This is a genomic window from Aurantimonas sp. C2-5-R2 (genome assembly GCF_036549495.1).
GTDB classification, from domain to species: domain Bacteria; phylum Pseudomonadota; class Alphaproteobacteria; order Rhizobiales; family Rhizobiaceae; genus Aurantimonas; species Aurantimonas coralicida_A.
In genome coordinates this window covers 23,373-40,486 of the sequence record NZ_JAZHLJ010000017.1, presented here as the reverse complement: position 1 = coordinate 40,486, position 17,114 = coordinate 23,373, and the positions used below count along the sequence as shown (strand labels likewise).

The following is a 17,114-nucleotide window of genomic DNA, read 5'->3' as shown; positions in this document are numbered from 1 at the left end:
TACGTAAGCCGGACACGGCAGAGGGACAAGCACGGGATAGCATCGATGGGCACGACCGCCACGACCTACGAGACGGTTCTAAAGGGCGGCACGGTCGTCAATCAGGACGGCGCCGGCATCCGCGATATCGGGATCATAGAGGGACGGATCGCCGCGATCGGGACGATCGATCCCGGATCGGCCGGGACGGTGATCGATTGCACCGGCCTGCACGTTCTGCCGGGTGTCATCGACAGCCAGGTGCATTTTCGCGAACCCGGAGCCGAGCACAAGGAAGACCTCGAAACCGGATCGCGCGCCGCCGTCCTCGGGGGCGTGACCTGCGTCTTTGAAATGCCGAACACCAATCCGCTGACTACGAGCGAGGCGGCGCTCGCCGACAAGCTGCGTCGCGGTCGCCATCGGATGCATTGCGATTTCGCCTTCTGGGTCGGGGGAACGCGCGAGAACGCGGCGGAGGTTGCCGAACTGGAGCGGCTGCCGGGCGCCGCGGGCATCAAGGTGTTCATGGGCTCGTCGACCGGCTCGCTGCTGGTCGAGGACGACGACGGCGTCCGCGAGATCCTGAAACGCACGCGCCGGCGCGCCGCTTTCCACTCGGAGGACGAGTTCCGCCTGCGCGAGCGGGCGGCGCTGCGAATCGAGAACGATCCGGCGTCGCACCCGGTCTGGCGCGACGAAATCGCGGCGCTGCAATGCACCGAGCGGCTGGTGCGAATCGCCGAGGAAGAGGGCGCCCGCATCCATGTCCTGCATATTTCGACCGCAGAGGAGATCGCGTTTCTCGCCGGCCACAAGCGCAACGCCACCTGCGAGGCGACGCCGCATCATCTGACGATGACGGCGGACGACTATGCCCGCCTCGGCACCAAGCTGCAGATGAACCCGCCCGTGCGCGAGGCACGGCACCGGGATGGAATCTGGCGGGGCGTCGCCGACGGCGTCATCGACGTCCTCGGCTCGGACCACGCGCCGCATACGCTGGAGGAAAAGGCCAAACCTTACCCGCAGTCTCCCTCCGGCATGACCGGGGTTCAGACACTGGTGCCGATCATGCTCGATCACGTCGCCAACGGCCGGCTGTCTCTCGCCCGCTTCGTCGATCTAACCTCGGCCGGGCCGCAGCGCATCTTCGGCATAGCGGACAAGGGCCGGATCGCGCTCGGCTACGACGCCGATTTCACCATCGCCGATCTGAAGCGCCAGACGACGATCAGCGACGGCTGGATCGGCTCGCGCGCGCAATGGACGCCCTATGACGGCAAGCAGGTCACCGGCTGGCCCGTCGGCACGATGGTCCGTGGCCGCCGGGTCATGTGGGATGGCGATTTGGTCGAGAGCGCTACCGGCGAGCCGGTGGAATTCCTGGAAGCTCTGCCGGTGCGACGATAGGCGCGGCGCGCCTGGGGCGGGGCGGGAACCGCCGCCTCCACTGCGTTCAGTCGCCGGCGACGAAGAAGCTGAGTCGCCCGTCCGGCGAAATGCCGACGCGGTAGAAATTATAAGCGCCGAACTCCTTCATCGCCTCGTAGTCGCCGGCAGTAACGAGCTCGAACAGTTCGACCAATTGCGACTTCGACAGGCTGTCGATGGCAACCTGGGTAAAATACGGCCAGACATAGATCTCGTTGTCGGCGCCCGGTTCGACGCGGACGTGGCCAGCCTGGAGAATCTCTTGAAGAATCGCCAGAATTTCCAGGCCTTCGCCATCGCCGGACGTCTGTTTTAGAAATTCAATCGGATCGCCGCCGACATCGCCGAAAGACAGAACCGTCCCGTCTTCGCCGGCCTCGATATAGGGGCGCAATTTCTCGATCTCGCCGGCCCTGGCGATCGCGATGAGTTTGGCGCGAAGGTCGCGCACCGGCGCGGGCAGCCCGTCGTCGCCATAGGCGATCTCGGTGGCGAGCGGAACCGCGAGCACCGTCTTCGCGTCGGCGGACGAAGGCTTCGATTTCAGATCGCCGCCGCTCTCGGGTTCCTCGGCGGGCGGCAATGGCGATTCGCCGTCGTCAGTTCGCCCCGGATCGCTTTGGCTGTCGTCGCCGACCTGCGGCGCGGGCCTGTTCGCGTCGGCGTCCGCGGAGGGCAGCGGCGGTAACGGAACGACGAGGATTCCTTCCTTGGAATCCGATTGTCCCTCAGTCGGTTCGATCTGGGAGAAGGCCTGAGCATTGGCCGCTGCGAGCAGGGCCACGCCAAATGCGGCGACGCTGATGACAAGGTTCACGCGGCGCATCGGCTTGGCAAAACTTTCACTGCCTTCGAACGAGTGCCGGGACGCCGGCACGACAAAACGGTCGGGACGACCCTGCGCGTCTATTGGATGGTCCGGTTCGGCCGGAACTCGCCAAACTCGATTCGCTGGCGTAGCGCCTCGACCATTCCCAGGACGTCGTCCTCGCCATGCAGCCTGACAAGCTCGGTCAGCGCGGTCGTGATCGCGGTCTCCGCCAGGATCTCGGCCTCGATCCCGTCCGAGATGCCGTCGGCCCAGGCTTCGTTGTGATATTCGAAAGCGACTTGCTTCTTTTCGGCCTGGATCATCTCGTCCAGCTCGGCACCCTGCAAATCGATCATTGCGATCCCCTCAATTCCAGCCTTTCGGCTTCACGTCCCGTTAACGTCCTAACACGATCTCATTGCAAAAATCGAAGCCGTTTTCGAGGACCGTTAATCCGAGGTTAATTTCCGTACCTAGCGCCAATCTCGCGTGCGAGCGTCGCCCCCTCGCCCTGATAGCGATTGACCGCGACGCGAGCGGCCGGTGTGCAACTGCGGTAGGTCGATTCGAACGAGCGGTAGCCGCCGTTGAAACTCGCCACCAGATGCCTTCTGTCAGCGTCGTTGGGCGCTTGCGCCTCGATCAGTTCCCGCATTTTCTCCCGCCACACGGCGGCCTGAGGATCGTTGCAAAGCGTCCGCAGAAAATGCATCGACCCGAGAATCGAAGCGAGGCGGTTCAACGACTTCGTGTAGGGCGCGTCGATCGGCGCCACCGTCGCCGGAGTTTCCCCCGCGTCCACGACACCCTCTTCTTGCGCCGGCGTCTCGGCTGTCTGTGCGTGTAGGTCAGTGCCGCCGACGGAACCCAGAAGGACCGCCGCGATGGCGATGGCCGAGAAAGAAACACGCAGACGCATCGGAAATCTTTCAGCTCTCGTTAACGGATTTGCAAGGGTTGCCTCACAATGCCGGGCCTTATCCCGCAGCCTGCGCCATTCTGGCAACAACCAGAGGCGCCGCCGACGGCGAAAGTCTGCCGAAACCCGCTCGCTGGCCTCCCACTCAGTCCTTGACCAGTTGCTCCGCAGCGGCGCTCACGGCCTGCCAAAGGCCAGGCGTCGTTCGGCCGTCGGCGTCCGCTGCTGCGACCTCCGCCAAGCTCATCAGATACAGCGCAGCGGCGTCGTCCGCCGCTTGCATCGCCGCATCCTCGGGGACCCGTCCACAGAAAACAGTGATCACGGCGTGAAATGCGTCGTCGATCGCCTCGTGCAGTCGCAGAAATTCCAGCGGTCCGGCGATGACGCCGGTTTCCTCGGCCAGCTCGCGCCGGGCGGCGGCATCGAGGCGCTCGCCCCACAGTACCTTGCCGCCGGGCAGGCTCAGGCGACCGGCGAAAGGTGGCTGCCCCCGTTCCACCAGGAGAACGCGATCGCGACTCATCAGGCAGACCGAGACGCCGAGAAGCGGGCGGGCAGGGGCGTTATCCATCGTGTCTCATTCCGATCGCCTTCCGTGGCCTGCGCGCTTCTTGACACCGGCCCTTCGCTCCGGCTCAACAGCGCCATGTGCGGACGCTTTACCTTGACGGCAACCCCCGAGACGATAGCCGAAATGCTCGCGCTGGCGGAGATCGAGCCGTTTCCGCCCCGCTACAACATCGCGCCCACCCAGCCCATCCTGATCGCGATCGGTGGACAGGCGGAGCGGCCGGGGGCGAATTTTCTCCATCGCACGGCGCTTCTCGCCCGTTGGGGGTTCGTTCCATCCTGGGTGAAGGACTGGCGGAGTTTTCCGCTGCTGTTCAACGCCCGGGCCGAGACGGCGGCCGAGAAGAATTCCTTCCGCGCGGCGATGCGATACCGCCGCTGCCTGATCCCCGCCAGCGGCTTCTACGAGTGGCGGCGGCGCGGGAAGGCGAAATCCGAGGCCTATTTTCTGCGGCCCGGCGATGGCATGCCCTTCTGCTTTGCGGGATTGATGGAAACTTGGCTCGGCGCCGACGGCAGCGAGGTCGACACCGCAGCGATCTTGACGACGGCCGCCAACCGGCGGATCGCGCCGATTCACGAGCGGATGCCGGTCGTCGTGGCGCCGGCTGACCACACACGCTGGTTGAACTGTCGGGACAACGACCCTGCGGCGGTCGCCGATATTCTGTACGCCGCCAACGACGATTTTTTCGAGCCGGTGCGCGTGTCGGACCGCGTCAACGCCGTGGCGAATACCGATCCGGACATCCAGCGCCCGATCGCCGAGGCCGAACCGCTGCCAACCGGCACGGACGCGGCGCTCGATGTTCAGCGGAAACTGCTTTGACCGACTTCTTCCAAACGCGAACCGAGCGATACGGACAGCCATGACGGACCTTCTGCCGGCGGCCTTCGGCGGCTTTGCCCTCGGACTCGGCCTGATCGTGGCGATCGGCGCGCAGAACGCGTTCGTGCTTGAACGCGGCCTGGTGCGCAATCACGTCCTCGCCGTCGTGCTGGTCTGCAGCCTGTCGGATGCTGTGTTGATCGCCGCTGGCGTCGCCGGACTGGGCAGCCTGATCACCGGCGCGCCCGGTGTGGTCCGATTCGTTACCTTCGCCGGCGCCGCGTTCCTGTACGCCTATGCGTTCCTGGCACTGCGCCGCGCCTTCGACCGCAACGCCATGGCCGTGCGGGGCGGCCGGCTCATGAGCCGGCGCGCGGCGCTCGCGACGGTGCTCGGGCTGACGTTCCTCAACCCGCATGTCTATCTGGATACGGTGGTTCTGCTGGGAAGCCTTTCGGCGCGCTACGCAACGGGGGCGGAGAAAGCCGCCTATGCCGGCGGCGCGATGGCCGCATCGATCGTCTGGTTCGTGGCGCTTGGCTACGGCGCGCGATTGCTGGCACCGCTCTTTCGAAAACCCGCCGCGTGGCGGATTCTGGACCTTTCGATCGCCGCAGTGATGGCGATCCTCGCAACCGGCCTGCTAGTCGGCGGCGGGTAGCTCGTCAGCCGGCGTCTTTTTTAGCGTTCGAAGTGTCAGCCTTCGCCTGCTTCTGCTTGCAGCAGCACTGGCTCGCCGCCGCAATCGCGGGGATGCCGATCTCGTGGTAGTTGCGCTCAAGATCTACGTCACGCTCGCGGTCGCTCTTGGAGCGAAATTGAATTGTCTCGGTTTTCATGGCCTCGATCCGTGGCTTGTTTGGACAGCTACAGGGCACCCCGATCGTGCCATTTTCAAGGGCAATGGCTAAGACGAACTTAACGCCCTAAGCCTTTGTCCTTCTTGACAATATGAAGTGATAATCCCGCCACAAGGCTACGGTTCCAAAGCGGCATGAATTTTCCTGATTCCACTGGAAAATCGGACGATTGTTGCGCGGAACCTCACGGGCGATCACGGGACATTTGTCGCAGTCAGGCAAGTTGTTCGGCGGAGGCGAGGCGAAGCGCGTTTGTCAGCCGCCTCGATTGGCGCTAGCGAGAACCCGCGCAACGCAGAGCAATCGAGGACGACGCATGGATGACGGGTTTCGCGGGCTGAGGCTCTGGAACACGATGACGCGGACGAAGGAGGAGTTTCGGCCGCTCGACTGGCAGGAGCCAGCGAAAGCCGAGGCGGATCGACGCGTCCGCATGTATGTCTGCGGTCCGACCGTCTACGACTACGCCCATATCGGCAACGCCCGGCCGGTCATCGTCTTCGACGTGCTCTACCGGCTGCTGCGTCACCTTTATCCCAGCTTGGAAAAGGGGGGCGACGCCCAAGTCACCTATGTCCGCAACATTACCGACGTCGACGACAAGATCAACGCGCGGGCGGCGCGGGACTATCCGGACCTGCCGCTGAACGCGGCGATCGCCAAGGTGACGCAGGCGACAGCCGAGCAGTTTCACGCCGACGTCGCGGCGCTCGGCTGCCTTCCCCCGACGCACGAGCCGCGCGCCACCGACTTCGTCACCGGACACGCCGACGGCCACGACATGGTGTCGATGATCCAGACGCTGATCGACAAGGGCAACGCCTATGAGGCGGGCGGCGAGGTGCTGTTCGACGTCACCTCGATGCCCGATTACGGCAAATTGTCGAACCGGCGGCTGGAGGACCAGCAGGCCGGGGCGCGTATCGCGGTCGACAGCCACAAGAAAAATCCCGGCGACTTCGTCCTGTGGAAGCAGTCCGCGGAGAACGAGCCGGGCTGGGATAGTCCCTGGGGACGCGGCCGGCCCGGCTGGCACATCGAATGCTCGGCGATGAGCGAGGCCTATCTCGGCAAGACCTTCGACATCCACGGCGGTGGGCTCGACCTGATCTTCCCGCACCACGAGAACGAGATCGCCCAGTCCCGCTGCGCCCACGGTACCGAGCAGATGGCGCAGGTCTGGATGCACAACGGCTATCTGCAGGTCGAGGGCCGCAAGATGAGTAAGTCGGAGGGGAACTTCGTCACCATCCACGATCTCCTGCACACCGACAAATTCGGCGGGCGGAAATGGCCCGGCGAGGTGCTGCGGCTAGCCATGCTGATGACCCATTACCGCGAGCCGATCGATTTCAGCGTCAAGCGGCTGGAGGAGGCCGCCCGGCGCCTAGCCAACTGGCGTCGCCATGCCTCGATGATGATGAAAAATGATATGCCGCCCGTCGATCAGCGAATTGTCCAGGGGCTGGAGATGGATCTGGATTTGGGAGCAGTTTTCCAAGTGTTCGATGAACTCGCACACGGTTCTGCTACTGACGAAAGCATAGGAACGGTTACAGCGGCATTGAATTTTCTTGGTCTTCAGCAGTCGGCTGACGACGCCAAGTCAATAGCCCAAATGATCACTTCAGTCGCGGAATATCGTTTCAAATATCACGTCAGGGATAATCTGCTCGATAGGGCCGAAGCAGAATCTTTTTACGCTGCTTGGAACAAATTCGACGTGAATGCGGCAATTGAAACGCGCCTTGATTTGATCCGCGCGAAGAACTTCGCCGAGGCCGACCGCATCCGCGACGAGTTGCTGGCCAAGGGCATCCAACTCAAGGACGGCAAGGACGCGGAGACCGGCGAGCGGGTGACCACCTGGGAAGTGAAGCGGTAGACGCTGACCCTCCGCCATTTGGGGCGGTCGCGCTGTCATTGGGCCGCGTCGACCACGCGGACGTGGCCTTCCGTGCCATAGGCCAGGATGGCGCGATCAGCCGTCAACAGTGGCAGGTCGTGGTGGCGGGCTGTCGCCACGATCAGGCGGTCGGACGGATCGCCGTGGAAGGAGCCCGGCAAATTGGCGCTGTCGACGGCTACAGGCGGTCCCAGCGGCAAGAGTCTCATGCGGCCGTCCTCCAGGAGCCAGGAAAACCAGGCGCCCAGATCCTGGCCCACACTGACGCGGTCCTTTGACACGAGGATCGCGATTTCCCACAGGGTGATCGCGGCAATGCTTGCGGCTCCCCCATCCGGCCCACGCTCGTCGTCGATCCTTTCTCGCGCCCGCGGTCCCAGACGCCGATCGCCTTTCAGGTACCAGATGAGGCAATGGGTATCGAGAAGGATCACCGAAGTGCTTCCCATTCCGACGGGTCGGCTGCCGGTTCGATAAGATCGTCGTCGTAGTGAATCGTGTCCTTCATCGCGCCGAACAAGGACTGGCGCCCCTCATTCGTCTCGACTGGCACTAGCCTCGCCACCGGCTTGCCGTGGCGCGTCACCACGACCGGTTCGTGATCGCGATTCATAGCGTCGATGAGCTTGAGGCAGTCCGACTTGAACACGGTGGCGGTCACGGTTTTTTCGGTCATGGCCAAGCTCCCTCATTTTTGTCTATAAAATATGTACATTAACTGCAGGGATGCAAGCGCGCTCGGTGTCGGTTTTGATCGGATGCGGTCGAGCGTCCCTGTCCATTTCATCAGACAGCGCTAGTAATCACTTCTAATGACAGGTCCGCTTCGCAAACCCTTTCCCGGCCTCGAGCCCTATCAGACCGGTCGCCTCGACGTCGGCGACGGGCACCAGCTCTATTATGAGCTGTGCGGCAATCCCGATGGCAGACCCGTCGTCTTCCTGCATGGTGGACCCGGCAGCGGCGCCTCATCGCAGCACCGTCGGCTGTTCGATCCGGCGCGCTATCGCATCATATTGTTCGACCAGCGTGGCTGTGGCCGCTCGACGCCCCTCGGTCGTCTGGACGCCAATACCACCTGGCACCTCGTCGCCGATCTGGAGCGCCTGCGCGCCTTGCTCGGCGTGGAACGCTGGCTGCTGTTCGGCGGCTCCTGGGGCGCGACGCTGGCGCTGGCCTATGCCGAGACGCACCCGAAGCGGGTGAGCGGCATGATCCTGCGCGGCGTCTTCACCGGCCGGCGCTCCGAATTCGAATGGTTCTACGAGCGCGGTGCCAACCGGCTTTTCCCGGATCGCTGGGAGGATCTGGTGGGGCAAATCCCGGCGGCCGAGCAGGACGACCTCGTCGCGGCTTATCGCAAACGGCTCACCCATCCCGATCGCGCCGTCCGCGCCGCGGCGGCACGCGCGTGGACGAACTGGGAGTCGGCGACGGTCATGTTGCGGCAGACCCCGGCAGGTGAAAACGGCAGCGGCGGGGCGGTGTCCGACGCCACGATCGCCTTCGCCCGGATCGAGAACCATTATTTCTACCACGACCTCTGGCTCAAGGAGGGGCAGTTGATCCGCGACGGACACCGTCTGGCGGATATTCCAGGCGTCATCGTCCAAGGCCGTTACGACGTGGTCACGCCGGCGGTCACCAGCTGGCAGCTCGCCCAGGCATGGCCGAAAGCCGACTACCGGATGGTGGAGGGCGCCGGCCACGCCTTCGCCGAGCCGGGCATCCTGCACGAACTGCTGGAAGCCACCGACCGCTTCGCGCGGGCGCCATAATCGTCCATCCGGCGACAACCCATCACCAAAACGGATCACTACGATCACCAGAAACCGGGCTGTCGCCAGCCGGCATGGCCTGCTAGACCATGCTCATTCCATTCCATGATCGAGCGATGTCATGCCAGCGGCCGACGCCGGATCAAACAAGGGCTTCGCCTACGCCCTTGGGGCCTTTGCCATCTGGGGACTGATCCTCCCGATCTACATGAAGCTGCTCGACCATGTCTCGCCCTTCGAGATCGTGGCGCATCGAATTTTATGGGCGATCCCCGTCGCCATGCTGATCCTTTGGTGGCAGGGGGTGCTCGGGACGGTCTGGCGGCATTTCGCCAATGTGCGGACCGTGGCGTTGGCGGCACTGGCCGCGACGCTGATCTCGGTCAACTGGGGAACCTACGTCTACGCCATCGTGTCGGGGCAGGCGCTCGATGCCGCGCTCGGCTATTATATCAACCCGCTGGTCAACATCCTGCTCGGCGCCATCGTCCTCGGCGAGCGGCCGAACCGGCCGCAGTCCTTCGCGATCGGGCTCGCCACCATCGCCGTCGTCATCCTGACGGTACGGGCCGGCGGTCTTCCCTGGATATCCCTGACGCTGGCCTTTTCGTTCGGCATATACGGATTGCTGCGCAAGATGGTCCCCGTGGGAGCCAGCGAAGGCTTCTTCCTGGAGGTGATGATCCTGGCGCTGCCCTCGGCGGCCGTGCTCGTGGCGATGGCGGGCGAGAGCCGTTTCCTCGCCGACGGAGTGGAGACGGCGCTGCTCATCGGAACGGGTCCGCTGACCGCGATCCCGCTGATCCTGTTCGCGACCGGCGCGCGGCTGTTGCACTATTCGACGATCGGCGTCTTGCAATACATGGTGCCGACGCTGCTTTTCCTGGGGGCCATCTTCCTGTTCGGCGAGCCCTTCGATATCTGGCAGCTGGTCGCCTTCGGGTTCATCTGGGCAGCGCTGGCGCTTTACACCTGGGCGCTATTCCAGAAAGGCCGGGCGGCGCGGCGAGCCCTGCGGCCGCAGGGCCTCTGAGCGGGTGCCAATCCTTGCGCGCGCTCAGGAAATCGCTCAGCCGCCGTCGGACCATGTCGTGCGGTAAAGATCGAGCCGGCGGTCGCGCAGATTGCGCACCGAGCCCTCGTAGCGGGCCCAGCCGAGCGTCGCGAGGTTGAGGTCGGCGACGGTCACCATCTCGACATTCTCCGAGGCTTCGGCGGCGATGCCGTCGCGGGCGAAGGGAAAGTCGCACGGCGTGAAGATGCCGGACTGGGCATATTCGATGTCGAGATTGTCGACATTGCCGAGATTGCCGGTCATGCCGGAGGTGACCACGTAGCACTGGTTCTCGATCGCCCGCGCCTGGCAGCAATAGCGCACGCGCAGATAGCCGTGGCGGGTATCGGTGTTGAACGGCACGAACAGGATGCGCGCGCCCTGGTCGGTAAGCCGCCGGGCGACCTCCGGGAATTCGGAATCGTAGCAGATCATCACGCCGATCGAGCCGCAATCGGTCTCGATGGTGTCGATCGGATCGCCGCCCTTGATCTGCCAGTACTGCCGCTCGTTCGGGGTCGGGTGGATCTTCTCGCGGGCATGGACCGAGCCGTCGCGCAGGAACACGTAGCCGACGTTCTGGATGTCGCCGTCGTCGGTCTTGGTGGCGTGACTGCCGCCGATGATGTTGATGTTCCTGCGGATCGCCATGTCGGTCAGCCGCGCAACGAAATCCGGCGTGTGCTCGGTCAGCCGCTGGATCGCCGCCTCCGGCTTCAGTTCCTCGGCCTCGCAGGACAGAAGCATTAGCGTGAACAGCTCGGGAAACACGACGAAATCGCCGCCGTATTCCGACGCGACCTCGACAAAATAGTCGACCGCATCGTAGAAATCCTGCGGCTTTTCGATCCGCCGCGCCTTCATCTGGACGGTGACGACGCGCACCACATCCGGATTGCCGCGATTGACCGGCTGCTCCTGACGCAAAGGGTCGAAATAGGGGTTGCGCCAGACCATCAGCACGCCGTAGCCGCCGGAGGCGCGGTCGCTCGGATAGTAATTCTTCAAAAGGGTTTCCGGCTCGAAGCCGGATTTCAGATGGAACGAGGCGACCGGATCCTTCACCTCGCTTGCCTTGACGGCCTCCAGATAGGCCTCGGGCGACGCATATTTCCTGGCGTTGCGCTGATAGCCCGGCATCCGGCCGCCAAAAGCGATGCCCTTGAGATGCAGATCCTGGCAAAGCCGCCGCCGCGCGTCATAGAGGCGCTTGCCGATCCTCAGGCGCCGCCGGTCCGGATCGACACAGATTTCGGTACCATAGAGCCATTCCCCCCGGCGATCGTGCATCGCCGCGTAACCGCCGCCGGTCACCTCCGCCCATGTGTGCTGACCCAGCGCCTTGTCCTCGGACAGGATCATGGTCGCGGCATAGCCGACGATCTCGCCCTCGTAGGCGACGACGAACTGACCCTCCGGGAAGGCCGAGAGCTGTCCCAAAATCATGCCGCGCGTATAGGCCGGCTCGTCCTTGAAGACCTTGGCGGAGAGGGCGATGATGGCGGCGACGTCGCTCTTTTCGGCCGTGCGAATTTCAAGTTTCGGGGTCGAGCGCTTCTCGGCCATGGGCGGGTGGGTCCTTGTCACGCGAGGGGAGAGCGGTGTGGCCGTGTTTTCTCGCATCTAGGACGAAACCCCGCATTCGCAACCGCGCGACAGGGGGGCGGAAGATCAAAGCCGCTCGATGATCTCCAGCCGCCCCTCGTCGCCATTCACTGATGTCGCGGCGACAAGATGCGGCACGATGTCGGCGACGTCGTCGATGATAATCGGCCGAACCTGATGGGCGCGATGGAGAAAGCCTTCGTCGCCCATGTGGTCGAGCAAGCGTGACAGCGGATCCCAGAAGCCGCCGATATTGGCAATGACGATCGGTTTTTCGTGCCGGCCCAATTGGCTCCAGGTGAGGATCTCGACCAGTTCCTCCAGCGTGCCGATCCCGCCGGGCAGGGCAACGAAGGCGTCCGAGCGCTGGAACATCAGATGCTTGCGCTCGTGCATGTCCTCGGTGACGATCAACTCGTCCAGCCGCTTCAGCTCGCGCTCGGTCGCCTCCATATCGATGAGGAAGCGCGGGATAATGCCGGTGACACCGCCGCCCGCCGCGATGACGCCTTCCGAAACGGCGCCCATGATGCCGCGGGTGCCGCCGCCATAGACGAGCCGCATGCCGGCTTCGCCGATCGCCTCGCCGAGCTTTCGCCCGCTGTCGAGATAAAGCGGATCGCGGCCCGCCGAGGAGCCGCAATAGACGCAGACGGATCGAATCATGCTCATGGTCGCGAGAGTCGGATGGGCGGGAGAGGAGGTCAAGCGGGGAAGGGGCAAGCCTACCTGATGATTTTCGCAGCGGATCACCGTGAAGTTCAGCCCGTCGGCCATCTTCACAGAACTCCCGGAAATGCCTCATCCACCGCCTGCAGCGTGTGTTCCGCCCACACCGCATCCCGCTCGGCCCGGGGCGCGTCGATCTCGTAGACGCCGCGCACGGCCGCCGGCCGCGCCGTCAGAAAGACGATGCGGTCGGACAGTTGCAGCGCTTCCCTCAGATTGTGGGTGACCATCAGCGCCGTCGTCGGCCGGGCTGACCAGACCGTCATCAGGAGTTCCCGCAGGCGGTTTGCGGTCATTTCGTCGAGCGAGACGAAGGGTTCGTCGAGCAGCAGCAGCGCCGGCTCGATGGCGAAGGCGCGGGCGAGTGCGACCCGGCGCGCGAGACCCAGCGACAGTTCCTCCGGATAGCGCGAGCGCATCTCATCCAGGCCGAGGATGGCGAAGAGACCGTCGAGATCGGCGTCCGCCTTCGCCTCGGGCAGCGCCAGCCGGACGTTCTCTTCGACCGTCCGCCAGGGCAGGAGGCGCGGCTCCTGGAAGACGGCGGCGACGCGTTCCGCCTCGTCGGGCAATCGGACGTGACCGGAAAAATCGGCGTCGAGGCCGAGGATGATCCGGAGCGTCGTCGTCTTGCCGCAGCCCGACGGGCCGATCAGCGTGGTGAAGCTGCCGGGCGGCACCTGGAAGGCGATCTCCGCGATCGCCCGCACCTCACCGCCGTCCACCGCGTGGAAGGTCTTGTCGCGGACGAGGACGTCAAGCGGGCCGGGTGCGCCAGCGGGTGGAATAGGCTTCGAGCGGTTGGACAAGCAGGAACTCGATCAGGAGCATGATGGCGACGAACGCCAGCGTGTAGGCGAGAATGGCGGCCACGTCGAACAGCTGGAAATAGAGATAGATCTGGAAGCCGACGCCGTTCGAGCGGCCGAGGAGTTCGACCACCAGCGCGATTTTCCAGATCAGTGCGATGCCGGAGCGGGACGCGGCGGCGAAATAGGGCTGCAACTGCGGGATCACCACATGGCGCATCGTCTTTGCCCGGCCGAAGCGGTAGACGGACGCCATCTCGCTCAAGTTGCGGTCGAGGGCGCGGGCGCCCTCGCGCATCGTCACGACGACATTGGGGATCTTGTTGACGGCGATGGCGCCGATCGCGGCGACCTCGTTGAGGCCGAACCAGATATAGGCGAGGACGATGACGACAAGCGCCGGGAGGTTGAGGAAGAGGATCACCCACGGATCGAAGAACCGGTTGGCGTTGCGGTTGAGTCCCAGCGCGATGCCGATCGCCGCGCCGATCGCCATGGCGAGCACGAAGGATACGGCGACGCGAAACAGCGTCATGGCGAGGTGAAAGAACAATTCGCCGGTCTTCGCGTCGCGCCAGAAGGCGTCGAGCACGGCGGGCGGCGCCGGCAGGGCGCGGCTGTCGGCGAAGGTCGCGACGACCCACCAAAGGGCGAGCAGGCCGGCCAACGACAAAAGCGTCATCAGGGCCGGGCCAGCGCGAATGCCGCGCCGTTGCCCGTCTGCTACGGCGGGGCTGTCAGCCGCCATCGGCGAGGCCGGTCCAATAGGTGCCCTCGACCAGCTCAGTGGACGGCCCGACGAGCTTTTCCCCGCCAATCTCGGCGAGCAATCCGTAGAGCATCTTGGTATCTGCTTGCTCCTTTGCGGCGCTGCGAGACGGAATGCCCTCCCGGTAGCGATCGCGCAGGGTTTGCAGCGTCTTGTCGTCCTCGGCCTTGGTCAGGGGGGCCAGTATCCGCCATTCCTCGTCGGATGATGCGAGCAGCGCTTTCGTCGCCTTGTCTGCGGCAAGGAAGCCCTCGATAGCCTTGGGGTTCTCCTCGGCGAAGCTGTCGCGAAACACCCAGCCAAGCGCCGCGACCGGACCCGAGGCTCCCATTTCGATGGCGGCGTCGGTTCCCGAAATCAGCGTACGGAAGCCTTCGGCCTCAAGGCGGGCGGCGTAATGCCAGAAATTCAGCACGGCATCGAGCTCGCCGGACCTTGCCTTTTCGGTCAGCAGCGGCGGTGCGCCGAAAACCACGTCGTTTTCACCGGCGAGGTCGGTTCCGTAGTTCTTTTTCGCCAAGGCTTGGATCAGCAGCCAGTTCTTGTCGAGCGGCCCGCCGGCGACGCCGATGGTCTTGCCTTTCAGGTCGCCGAGAGCCTTCATGTCGCTGTCGCCGGCGACCATCATCGAGCCGACCGACGTCGAATAGGGCGCGAAGGTGAAATCGGCGCCGGCCGCCCGCTGGCGCGAGACCCATAGCCAGTCGGAGACGATGATATCGACGCCACCCGCCTGCAGCGCGACGTTGGAGGCATCCTCGCCGGCGAAGGGAACGATCTCCACATCGACACCGTTCGTTTCGTCAAGCCCGTTGCGGGTCATGGCGTCGAGCGCCCAGTTGACGGTGCCGTATTTGAGCACGCCGACGCGAATTTTTTCCTGCGCCATCGCGCCGGTCGCGAAAAGCGCGAGCAACACGGCGGCGCCCAGCGCCGAGCGAAGCCAAGCCATGATGGCGATCCTCCCAATCATGTTTCTAACAATGCCCTGATCCGAGAGCATAGCACGTGCTGCCGGCGCGACGCGTCGACGCCAAGGTTCGGGAAAATGTCCCCATCGCGACAGACGCGGCGTGTCAGGAACGCGCGTCGATCGCCTCGGCGATCTCGTCGGCCATCTTCAGCAGTCTTACGATCACCGGAACCGCGAGCGCGACGATCGAGCGGTCCTGTCCACGCGCTCGCTGGGCCTCGCGGACTTCCTCGACGATCGCCCCGACCGCCGGGATGAAGCGGATCGCCAGGGAGATCGCCAGGCTCACCTTGCCGACATCGAAACCGAAGCGGGCGAGGGGGCTGAGCGCCCGTTCGATGACCGCGACGAGATCGGCTGTGCGTGTGGTCAGTGTGACCAGGGACGCGGCGAGGATCAGGGCGGCGAAACGCAGGACAAGAAGCAGCGCCGCAGAAAGGTCGATCAGCCAGAGCTGCGCCGCGAACAGAATGGCGAGGACCCAGAGAACCGGGCGGATCTGGGCGAAGGCGGCCTGGGCCGGAATGCGTGCCAGCGCATAGCCGGCAAGGACTATGACGAGCGCGGTCGCCGCGAGCCACACGTCGTCGATGGCGAAGAGGACGGTCCCGAGGACGAGGAGGGCGATGAGCTTTACCGACGCGCGGACGCGGTGGACGGGACTCGAACCCGGCCGGTAGAGACCCGCGATCACCCGACGATCCTCAGATAGGCTGCGATCGCTTCCTTCGGCGCGGCGTCGGTGACCAGCCGGCCATCGTCGAAGACCAGCACCCGGTCGAAACCGGCGAGGAGATCGAGATCATGGGTGACGAGGATCACATGCTGATCCAGCGCCGCCACGGCGTCCATGACACGACGCGTGTTGCGCCGGTCGAGGAGTGTGGTCGGCTCGTCGAGGACGAGCCAGGCCGGTTCCAGAATCATGACGCCGGCCAGCGCTACCATCTGGCGTTCGCCGCCGCTGAGCTCGTGGACGAGCCGATCACCAAAACCGTTCAGGCCGAAGCGGTCGAGGGTTTGCTCGACCCTGCCGGGGATGTCGGCGGCCGCGACGCCGCGGCCCTTGAGCCCGAAAACGAGATCCTCGCCGACGGTCGGGTAGACGATCTGATTGTCCGGGTTCTGAAAGACGAAACCCACCTGGCGGCGCACTTCTCGGCCCTTCGTCCGGGTGTCGAGCCCGCCGACGGCGACCTGCCCGGTGGTCGGCAGGATCAGCCCGTTGAGCAGTCGGGCGAAGCTGCTCTTGCCGGAGCCGTTGGCGCCGATGACCCCGATCCGCCGTTCCGCCAGCCGTATGTCGAGATCGGCGAGAATCCGGCGCCCGGCGCGCTCGAGCGAAACTCTTGCGAGTTCGATCATCGAACGCGGGGCTGCCGTCAGGCCCGGCCCGCGCGCACTCGCGAGGGGATCAGCGGGTAGGACCGCTTGACGGTCGCGATCACCGCCGCGGCGATGCCGGCCTTGATCAAATCACCCGGGATGAAGGCAGCCGAGCCAGTGAGGGCCGTCCAGAGCGGAATGTCGGCGATGGCGGCAACTACCGGGATGCCGATCGCGTAGAGAACGACGATGCCGCCGAAGACCGAGATCAGGAAGGCGCCGACGAAGCCGAGGCTGGTCCAGAAACGCTCGGTCAGCCAGCCGATGACATAGGCGGCGACGATCCAGCCGAACAGGAAGCCGGCGGTCGGGCCGGCGAAGACGCCGATACCGCCGCGTCCGCCCGACAGGAGCGGCAGGCCGATCGCCACCAGCACGAGGAAGAGAATTATCGACAGCGCGCCGCGCTTGGCCCCGAGGATACCGCCGGCCAGCATCACGCCCATCGATTGCGCGGTGATCGGCACGCCGAGGGCCGGGATCGTCAGCGGCGGAAACACCGCGAGCACGGCCATCAGAGCGGCGAAGAGGGCGATATAGACAACGTCTTTGGTAGCCATCGGAGGATGCCTTTGCTGCGGGGTGGAGGGCCGGCGAGAGCGCGCCGTGTGGCGGCGAACGCTGCTTTCTCTGACCCGATCGGGCGGTAAAGGTCAATTGGAGCTGCGGAAGATGCGTTGCGTTTCCGCCGCGATGCGCG

21 protein-coding genes are annotated in these 17,114 nt (G+C 64.7%); 6 read left to right on the top strand and 15 right to left on the bottom strand.

The window, feature by feature from the left end; genetic code table 11:
- Positions 1-45 precede the first annotated feature (45 nt).
- Positions 46-1,392 (top strand): dihydroorotase, encoded by a 1,347-nt coding sequence (locus VQ044_RS10250; RefSeq protein WP_327647331.1) that lies wholly within the window; start codon positions 46-48, stop codon positions 1,390-1,392.
- Between the two features lie 46 nt (positions 1,393-1,438).
- On the opposite strand, the gene VQ044_RS10245 is transcribed toward VQ044_RS10250, so the two are convergent.
- The 4 genes from VQ044_RS10245 to VQ044_RS10230 all read right to left on the bottom strand — a co-directional run bounded on the left by VQ044_RS10245 (position 1,439) and on the right by VQ044_RS10230 (position 3,717).
- Entirely contained in the window at positions 1,439-2,230 is a 792-nt protein-coding gene (locus VQ044_RS10245) for a hypothetical protein (protein WP_327647330.1), read from the bottom strand.
- A gap of 89 nt (positions 2,231-2,319) precedes the next feature.
- Positions 2,320-2,580: a hypothetical protein gene (locus tag VQ044_RS10240; RefSeq protein ID WP_206453373.1), complete on the bottom strand. Its 261-nt coding sequence runs from the start codon at positions 2,578-2,580 to the stop codon at positions 2,320-2,322.
- 104 nt (positions 2,581-2,684) lie between these two features.
- The gene (locus tag VQ044_RS10235) at positions 2,685-3,143 is read right to left on the bottom strand and encodes a TIGR02301 family protein (protein ID WP_327647329.1); all 459 of its coding nucleotides are present in this window, start codon (positions 3,141-3,143) and stop codon (positions 2,685-2,687) included.
- 145 nt (positions 3,144-3,288) lie between these two features.
- Positions 3,289-3,717 carry an NUDIX domain-containing protein gene (locus VQ044_RS10230; RefSeq protein WP_327647328.1) on the bottom strand — a complete coding sequence of 143 codons (429 nt, stop codon included), beginning with the start codon at positions 3,715-3,717 and terminating at the stop codon, positions 3,289-3,291.
- 75 nt (positions 3,718-3,792) lie between these two features.
- Between VQ044_RS10230 and VQ044_RS10225 the strand changes: the two genes are divergently transcribed.
- Positions 3,793-4,545, top strand: coding sequence for an SOS response-associated peptidase (locus VQ044_RS10225; protein WP_327647358.1), 753 nt, complete (start codon positions 3,793-3,795; stop codon positions 4,543-4,545).
- 40 nt (positions 4,546-4,585) lie between these two features.
- Positions 4,586-5,206 (top strand): LysE/ArgO family amino acid transporter, encoded by a 621-nt coding sequence (locus VQ044_RS10220; protein ID WP_327647327.1) that lies wholly within the window; start codon positions 4,586-4,588, stop codon positions 5,204-5,206.
- A 4-nt stretch (positions 5,207-5,210) separates the two neighbouring features.
- On the opposite strand, the gene VQ044_RS10215 is transcribed toward VQ044_RS10220, so the two are convergent.
- Positions 5,211-5,384, bottom strand: a complete 174-nt coding sequence (locus tag VQ044_RS10215) for a hypothetical protein (protein ID WP_327647326.1) — start codon at positions 5,382-5,384, stop codon at positions 5,211-5,213.
- Between the two features lie 337 nt (positions 5,385-5,721).
- Between VQ044_RS10215 and cysS the strand changes: the two genes are divergently transcribed.
- On the top strand, positions 5,722-7,290 hold the full coding sequence (cysS, locus tag VQ044_RS10210; protein ID WP_327647325.1) for a cysteine--tRNA ligase: 1,569 nt from the start codon (positions 5,722-5,724) through the stop codon (positions 7,288-7,290).
- A 35-nt stretch (positions 7,291-7,325) separates the two neighbouring features.
- Here cysS and VQ044_RS10205 read toward each other — a convergent pair whose 3' ends face one another.
- Positions 7,326-7,745 (bottom strand): type II toxin-antitoxin system VapC family toxin, encoded by a 420-nt coding sequence (locus VQ044_RS10205; RefSeq protein ID WP_327647324.1) that lies wholly within the window; start codon positions 7,743-7,745, stop codon positions 7,326-7,328.
- On the bottom strand, positions 7,742-7,987 hold the full coding sequence (locus VQ044_RS10200; RefSeq protein WP_327624820.1) for a type II toxin-antitoxin system Phd/YefM family antitoxin: 246 nt from the start codon (positions 7,985-7,987) through the stop codon (positions 7,742-7,744). Before VQ044_RS10200 ends, VQ044_RS10205 begins: the two co-directional genes overlap by 4 nt.
- A 136-nt stretch (positions 7,988-8,123) precedes the next feature.
- Between VQ044_RS10200 and pip the strand changes: the two genes are divergently transcribed.
- Both pip and rarD read left to right on the top strand, forming a co-directional pair.
- Positions 8,124-9,089, top strand: a complete 966-nt coding sequence (gene pip, locus VQ044_RS10195; RefSeq protein WP_327647323.1) for a prolyl aminopeptidase — start codon at positions 8,124-8,126, stop codon at positions 9,087-9,089.
- A 121-nt stretch (positions 9,090-9,210) separates the two neighbouring features.
- Positions 9,211-10,122 (top strand): EamA family transporter RarD, encoded by a 912-nt coding sequence (gene rarD, locus VQ044_RS10190; protein ID WP_327647322.1) that lies wholly within the window; start codon positions 9,211-9,213, stop codon positions 10,120-10,122.
- 36 nt (positions 10,123-10,158) lie between these two features.
- Here rarD and VQ044_RS10185 read toward each other — a convergent pair whose 3' ends face one another.
- The 8 genes from VQ044_RS10185 to VQ044_RS10150 all read right to left on the bottom strand — a co-directional run bounded on the left by VQ044_RS10185 (position 10,159) and on the right by VQ044_RS10150 (position 16,974).
- A complete protein-coding gene (locus VQ044_RS10185; protein ID WP_327647321.1) occupies positions 10,159-11,709 on the bottom strand; it encodes a GNAT family N-acetyltransferase in 1,551 nt (516 codons plus the stop codon).
- 105 nt (positions 11,710-11,814) lie between these two features.
- On the bottom strand, positions 11,815-12,420 hold the full coding sequence (locus VQ044_RS10180) for a TIGR00730 family Rossman fold protein (RefSeq protein ID WP_327647320.1): 606 nt from the start codon (positions 12,418-12,420) through the stop codon (positions 11,815-11,817).
- A 107-nt stretch (positions 12,421-12,527) separates the two neighbouring features.
- Positions 12,528-13,286 (bottom strand): ABC transporter ATP-binding protein, encoded by a 759-nt coding sequence (locus VQ044_RS10175; RefSeq protein WP_327647319.1) that lies wholly within the window; start codon positions 13,284-13,286, stop codon positions 12,528-12,530.
- Positions 13,234-13,971: an ABC transporter permease gene (locus VQ044_RS10170; protein ID WP_327647356.1), complete on the bottom strand. Its 738-nt coding sequence runs from the start codon at positions 13,969-13,971 to the stop codon at positions 13,234-13,236. Before VQ044_RS10170 ends, VQ044_RS10175 begins: the two co-directional genes overlap by 53 nt.
- A gap of 52 nt (positions 13,972-14,023) precedes the next feature.
- Positions 14,024-15,007, bottom strand: coding sequence for an ABC transporter substrate-binding protein (locus tag VQ044_RS10165; protein WP_327647318.1), 984 nt, complete (start codon positions 15,005-15,007; stop codon positions 14,024-14,026).
- Positions 15,008-15,131: 124 nt separating this feature from the next.
- A complete protein-coding gene (locus tag VQ044_RS10160) occupies positions 15,132-15,722 on the bottom strand; it encodes an energy-coupling factor transporter transmembrane component T family protein (RefSeq protein WP_327647317.1) in 591 nt (196 codons plus the stop codon).
- Positions 15,719-16,393 (bottom strand): energy-coupling factor ABC transporter ATP-binding protein, encoded by a 675-nt coding sequence (locus VQ044_RS10155; RefSeq protein ID WP_327647315.1) that lies wholly within the window; start codon positions 16,391-16,393, stop codon positions 15,719-15,721. Before VQ044_RS10155 ends, VQ044_RS10160 begins: the two co-directional genes overlap by 4 nt.
- 17 nt (positions 16,394-16,410) lie before the next feature.
- The gene (locus VQ044_RS10150) at positions 16,411-16,974 is read right to left on the bottom strand and encodes a biotin transporter BioY (protein WP_327647314.1); all 564 of its coding nucleotides are present in this window, start codon (positions 16,972-16,974) and stop codon (positions 16,411-16,413) included.
- Between the last annotated feature and the right edge of the window lie 140 nt (positions 16,975-17,114).

What these genes read in the sequence shown, in the direction of transcription:
- VQ044_RS10220 (WP_327647327.1), top strand. Translation starts at nt 4,586, where the DNA reads ATGACGGACCTTCTGCCGGCGGCCTTCGGCGGCTTTGCCCTCGGACTC.
- pip (WP_327647323.1), top strand. Translation starts at nt 8,124, where the DNA reads ATGACAGGTCCGCTTCGCAAACCCTTTCCCGGCCTCGAGCCCTATCAG.
- VQ044_RS10185 (WP_327647321.1), bottom strand. Translation starts at nt 11,709, where the DNA reads ATGGCCGAGAAGCGCTCGACCCCGAAACTTGAAATTCGCACGGCCGAA.
- VQ044_RS10155 (WP_327647315.1), bottom strand. Translation starts at nt 16,393, where the DNA reads ATGATCGAACTCGCAAGAGTTTCGCTCGAGCGCGCCGGGCGCCGGATT.
- VQ044_RS10150 (WP_327647314.1), bottom strand. Translation starts at nt 16,974, where the DNA reads ATGGCTACCAAAGACGTTGTCTATATCGCCCTCTTCGCCGCTCTGATG.
- cysS (WP_327647325.1), top strand. Translation starts at nt 5,722, where the DNA reads ATGGATGACGGGTTTCGCGGGCTGAGGCTCTGGAACACGATGACGCGG.
- VQ044_RS10240 (WP_206453373.1), bottom strand. Translation starts at nt 2,580, where the DNA reads ATGATCGATTTGCAGGGTGCCGAGCTGGACGAGATGATCCAGGCCGAA.
- VQ044_RS10225 (WP_327647358.1), top strand. Translation starts at nt 3,793, where the DNA reads ATGTGCGGACGCTTTACCTTGACGGCAACCCCCGAGACGATAGCCGAA.
- VQ044_RS10165 (WP_327647318.1), bottom strand. Translation starts at nt 15,007, where the DNA reads ATGGCTTGGCTTCGCTCGGCGCTGGGCGCCGCCGTGTTGCTCGCGCTT.
- VQ044_RS10215 (WP_327647326.1), bottom strand. Translation starts at nt 5,384, where the DNA reads ATGAAAACCGAGACAATTCAATTTCGCTCCAAGAGCGACCGCGAGCGT.
- VQ044_RS10200 (WP_327624820.1), bottom strand. Translation starts at nt 7,987, where the DNA reads ATGACCGAAAAAACCGTGACCGCCACCGTGTTCAAGTCGGACTGCCTC.
- VQ044_RS10235 (WP_327647329.1), bottom strand. Translation starts at nt 3,143, where the DNA reads ATGCGTCTGCGTGTTTCTTTCTCGGCCATCGCCATCGCGGCGGTCCTT.
- VQ044_RS10180 (WP_327647320.1), bottom strand. Translation starts at nt 12,420, where the DNA reads ATGAGCATGATTCGATCCGTCTGCGTCTATTGCGGCTCCTCGGCGGGC.
- VQ044_RS10250 (WP_327647331.1), top strand. Translation starts at nt 46, where the DNA reads ATGGGCACGACCGCCACGACCTACGAGACGGTTCTAAAGGGCGGCACG.
- rarD (WP_327647322.1), top strand. Translation starts at nt 9,211, where the DNA reads ATGCCAGCGGCCGACGCCGGATCAAACAAGGGCTTCGCCTACGCCCTT.
- VQ044_RS10230 (WP_327647328.1), bottom strand. Translation starts at nt 3,717, where the DNA reads ATGGATAACGCCCCTGCCCGCCCGCTTCTCGGCGTCTCGGTCTGCCTG.